This window comes from Streptomyces sp. NRRL S-495, from assembly GCF_000966955.1.
Lineage (GTDB): Bacteria > Actinomycetota > Actinomycetes > Streptomycetales > Streptomycetaceae > Kitasatospora > Kitasatospora purpeofusca.
This window is the reverse complement of the sequence record NZ_JZWY01001123.1, coordinates 1-4764: the sequence shown is the minus strand read 5'-3', so window position 1 is coordinate 4764 and position 4764 is coordinate 1. Positions and strand designations below refer to the sequence as shown.

Below are 4764 nucleotides of genomic sequence, written 5' to 3'. Positions count from 1 at the left end.
GTCAGTAGCCGCTCCGGCGCGGGCGCGGGCCGCACGGGGCGGCGGTCGTCGGCCGGTCGATGACCTCCTGGGCGGACTGGGTCGACGCCCGGAGGTGGGGTGGTGCGGGGTGGGGACGGTCGGGCGCGGTGTCGCGCTTCCGACGCGGTGTTCCCGGGGTCAGCGACCGGCCGGACGATCGACTGTCCGGCCGGTTCGCTGTGTGCGGCGACAGGCCGCGGTGGTGCTCAAGCGCCGAGGCGGGACAGGAGCAGGCGTGCCCGCCGGGTCTTGGTCTCGGCGCGGTTCTTGAGGTACAGCGCGTGGGCGAGGCGGTGCTGCTCGGCCTCGCGCATCCGCTCGTTGATGATGGCGCGCGCGGTTTCGAGGTGGTAGGTCATGACGGTTGTTCCCCCTGCCGGTGGGTGGCCCGCCGATGGCTTTGGCATCAGCCCCAGGGCCCCCCTTGCACCTATGATTCTACACCAGTTTTCGAGGACTGCTCTCCATTTCCCAGTCGAGTTGGGCTGTTGTCCTGGTGTTTGAAGGTCTGTCGGTTGGTGAGCATTAGGTGTGCCGGGTGTGACCACTCGCCGTCCAGCGGCGGACGGGCGGGTGCCGCGCGCGCAGCCCCCGCCCGTCTGCCTGTCTCTCCGCCCCTCCGCCCCTCCGTCCCTCCGTCCCAGGTCAGGCGGCCTCGACGGGCAGGCCGGCCTCGACCCAGTCCTGGATGCCCTCGCGGTACTTGCGGACGTCGGTGTAGCCGAGTGCGGTGAGCCGGTCGGCGACCTGGCCGCTGTTCGGGCAGGCCGGGTTGGAGCAGTAGGTGACGATCGCGGCGTCACGGTCGGGGAGCAGGGTCGCCGCCCGGGTGTCGATCTCGGCCGCGACCAGCGCCACCGCACCGGGAAGGTGCTGCTGGGTGTAGTAGTCGCCGCCGAGCGTGTCGACGACGGTCACGGCGCCGGCCTCGATCGCTGCTGCCAGGTCGTCGCGGGTGATGAGAGCGGTCATGCCGCCACCTCCAAGAGAATCGGACTACAGTCCTGTTATGGCTCACGACAGTACCGGACCGCAGTCCGCTTATGCAACGCCCCTGGAACTGCTGCGCACGCCGCCGCCCAAGGAACGCGCCGACGCGGCCCGCAACCGGATCGCGGTGCTGGACGCGGCCGCCAGACTGTTCGCCGAACACGGCGTCGAGGCGGTCTCCATGGACCAGGTCGCCGCCGCCGCAGGCGTCGGCAAGGGCACCCTGTTCCGCCGGTTCGGCGACAAATCGGGGCTGGCCGCCGCCCTCCTGGACACCCGCGAACGCGTACTCCAGGAGGCCGTCCTGCACGGCCCGCCCCCACTCGGCCCCGGCGCACCGCCCGCCGAGCGCCTGGCCGCCTTCCTCAACGCCTACCTCGACTACCTGCTGGAACACCTGGCCCTGGTCCGCATGTCCGAGACCGCCACCCCCGGCGCCCGCTACCGCATCGGCGCCTACCGCTTCTGGCACCGCCACGTCGCGATCCTGCTCACCCCCACCCCCGACCCCGACCCCACCGCCCACACCCTGCTGGCGGCCGTGGCCGCCGACCACGTCGCGGCCCTCCTCCCCGAACTCGGCGAGCACCGCATCCGCGCCAGCCTGCTCCGCCTCGCGGAGCGGGCGATCTGATGACCCGGCCCGGCGGCTCCGCTGCCGGCGGGCGGGTGGTGCTGGAGCCGGCATCCCGCCCCCGCAGGCGTGGGGAGCGAGATGCCGGCTCTGCTGGTCGGACCGTCAGCGGGCGGCCTCCACCGTGCGGACGGCGTCGGCCAGCCATCCCCGATACCAGAGGGCGAAGGTCGTCGGCTCCTGCCCGGCTCCGAGGAGCGGCTCAAGATCTCGGTCGTCCGCCCGGTCGTCGGACCAGATGCGGCCGCGCTCGGGCCCGCTGACCACGAGCCACTGGCGATAGGCACAGCCCAAGTGGCAGAGGACGATGGCGCCGACCGTCCGCTCGGGACTCCACATCAGTGCCTCCCACTTCCTCTCCCACTCGCCCAGCGCCTCGTCGAACTCCTCCTCCTCGTCGAAGTCCTCCTCCTGGGGACACTTCTCCTGGAGAGCGACGAGCCTGGCAGGGTCAGGGCCCTGGGCCGGGAAAGGCTCGGACAGGCGATCCGGATCCAAAAGGTCCGCCCCGTCCCCTTCCCAGTGCCACCGATCACCCGCGCGGCGAACCGGAAAGACGCCGTATCCCGGGCCCGCACCGCCGGCACCGACCTCGATCAGGAACGCCCGGTAGTCCTCGGGGAGCCGAACGCCCAGCTGGGCTTCCAACTGGTCGACCTCACGTTCGCTGAGCGGATCCTCCAGTACGAACCCGTGTCCGCTGAAACCGAAGACAGCGGTGGCTCCCGGTGCCTTCGCCAGTTCCTGTATCTGCTCGCGGACACCCGCCCAAGATCCAATGCTCATGCCCGCAGCGTACGAGCCGCTCCCGACACGCGGTCACCCCAACGCCGGGCCGACCCGCGGTCCCGTGGGTGTCCGTACCATCCGCACCAGGTGTTCCCCCGGTGCCGCCGCACTGTCACAGGACGGTCCCCGCTCGGTGAACGGAACCCGATCGCCGTTCCCAACTGCCGTTCGCAGCAGCATTCTTGGGCTGACACCCGGACGTCACGACCCGCCCGGGCGAAGGCGGAACGCCGACCCCGGGCCCGTGCGGCGGGGGGCGTCCAGGCACGAGCGTAGGGGGACAGGTGGGAGCGGTCACGGTCATCGGCGCCGCCGCGGTGCAGAACGAATCCCGACCCGCGTGGATGGGGGCGGTGATCCGGGGCGGGCAGCACGTCGCCGACGCGCTCGGCATCCCCGCCCATCTGACCACCATGGACCCGGACACCGCCTTCGGCGTGATCGCCATGCCGGTCCTGCTGGCGCTCGTCCTCCTGGGCGTCCAGGCCGGGGCCATCGCGCGCGCCGTCACCTCCCGGGAGTTCTGGGACGACACCGGCCGCCTGCTCGGCGTGGCGCAGTTGCTGTTGCTGGTGCTGGCCTATGCGTTCGGGGCGGGAGGGCGGTCCCGCTCGTTCGGCGCCGCCGTCGGGGACATCCTCTCCGGGCAACTGCCGGACCTGCTGCCGATGGCCGTCGCGACCCAGTGGCTGCTGCTCTCCGTGCTCTGGCTGGTGGTGGGCGCGTCGGCCGGAGTCCGCCGCTCGGATCTGACCGCCCCGTTCGACGCCGTCCGCGGCATGGCCCTGATCGCGGTCTTCGTGGTGGCGTTCACCGCCGCCTGGATGGCACCGCCCAGCGGCGTGGGACCCGCCGGCCGACTGCCCGCGGTGGTCGCGGTCGGCGCTGTCCTCCTTATGTTCGGCTATCTCAGCGCCGTCAGCCGCGGGCACGAGCAGCGGCCGGACATCGCGCATCGGCGCCGCGAGGCACTGGAGCACAGCTTCCGCAGGCCCGGCGACCCGCCGGGGCGCGGCCCGGAGAACCGGCCCGAGGAGGCGTTGATCGCCGCACTGCTCGCCCGGGGGCAGGACCGGCCCGAGCGGCCGACGGGCAGTATCTGGCTACCCGCCCCGGCCCTGGTCCTGCGGCTGTGCCTGCTCTGGGCCGCGCTGCTCGGGGTGCCCGCCGCGGTCGTCACCTGGATCTTCAGCACCGGACACTTCCCCCCGCCCGACCTCCCCGGCGTCCTGCGCGTCGAACTGGTCGTCCTGTCCGTCATGGTGCTGATGATGGTGTTCTCGTTCCGGCGCAACCTCGACGGCCGGATCCGGGTGTCCCCGGCGGTCCCGCGACTGATCGACCTCAGCCTGCTGCTCTCGGTCGGCTGGCTGGGCCTGTCCGGTGCCTTGAGCTCCCCGGTGACCCTCGGGCCGCTGCCCGCATGGGTGGTGGCGCTGGGGCCGCCCCTGGTGATCGCCGCGCTGGTGCTCGTCCTCGGCGTCCTCCTGCACCGGCGGCAGACCCCGCGGCTGCCCCTCGCCCTGACCGTGGCCGTGGCCGCAGGACCACTCGTCCTGCCCCTGCGGTCGGCCCTCGAACACCTGCTGGGCGGGATCGTGCACGCGCTCGGGTAGGCCGGTCCGGCGTCGGCGGACAATCACCTTCATGGATAAGGGACTTGCAGCGCTATTGGGTGCGGTGCTGAGTGTTCTCGGCACTGCCTCCGCGTCGGCGATCTCCAGCGGGGCGGCACGACGCCAGCTGGAGGGGCAGGCCAAGGTCGAGCACCTCCAGTGGCGCAGGCCCGGTGGTACGCGCACTGATAGGCGACGCCCCGGATCTGTCGGAGGCCGACCGTCGTTTCCAAGCTGCGCAGGAGCACTCGGTTCTGCTGCAGGCCGCGTGGGCCACCCTTGCCGTCAAGGGCCCCGAGCCGGTGGAACAGGCTTACCACGGCGTCCACTTGGGACTCCACTCGATGCAGAGCACCCTTCTGGCCCGGCGCGACTCCTCGGGCGACCGGGACCGCAACGTCAGGTATGTGGAGTGCCACGCCGTCGAGGTGACTATGGCTTCCGAGCGCCTCGGCACCTTTACGTCGGCGGCAAGGTCGGCGTTGGTCGACGCGAACCCCGGCCGCCCATCGCGAAGGGGATAAGGGAGGGGCTGACCGCTGCGCGGTGAGGGGCGACATGGGGACCACCCTCGCGTGCGCGGGGAGCAGGTCCACTTGACCGCGAACCCGGACTGCTGCGGAGGGACCAACCCTGCATGCGCGGGGAGCAGGTCAGTCGCTCCAGCTCGGCGAGCACCCAGCCGGGACCAACCCCGCATGCGCGGGGAGCAGT

General features: G+C 72.0%; 5 protein-coding genes. 2 read left to right on the top strand and 3 right to left on the bottom strand.

The window, feature by feature from the left end:
* Positions 1–227: 227 nt before the first annotated feature.
* Both VR45_RS47675 and VR45_RS39710 read right to left on the bottom strand, forming a co-directional pair.
* Entirely contained in the window at positions 228–380 is a 153-nt protein-coding gene (locus VR45_RS47675; RefSeq protein WP_157855454.1) for a hypothetical protein, read from the bottom strand.
* 286 nt (positions 381–666) lie between these two features.
* Positions 667–993: a rhodanese-like domain-containing protein gene (locus VR45_RS39710; protein ID WP_045944834.1), complete on the bottom strand. Its 327-nt coding sequence runs from the start codon at positions 991–993 to the stop codon at positions 667–669.
* Between the two features lie 37 nt (positions 994–1030).
* Between VR45_RS39710 and VR45_RS39705 the strand changes: the two genes are divergently transcribed.
* Entirely contained in the window at positions 1031–1645 is a 615-nt protein-coding gene (locus tag VR45_RS39705; protein ID WP_199926099.1) for a TetR/AcrR family transcriptional regulator, read from the top strand.
* A 105-nt stretch (positions 1646–1750) separates the two neighbouring features.
* On the opposite strand, the gene VR45_RS39700 is transcribed toward VR45_RS39705, so the two are convergent.
* Entirely contained in the window at positions 1751–2431 is a 681-nt protein-coding gene (locus tag VR45_RS39700; RefSeq protein WP_045944833.1) for an SMI1/KNR4 family protein, read from the bottom strand.
* 287 nt (positions 2432–2718) lie between these two features.
* Between VR45_RS39700 and VR45_RS39695 the strand changes: the two genes are divergently transcribed.
* Positions 2719–4050: a hypothetical protein gene (locus VR45_RS39695; RefSeq protein ID WP_045944832.1), complete on the top strand. Its 1332-nt coding sequence runs from the start codon at positions 2719–2721 to the stop codon at positions 4048–4050.
* Positions 4051–4764: the final 714 nt, after the last annotated feature.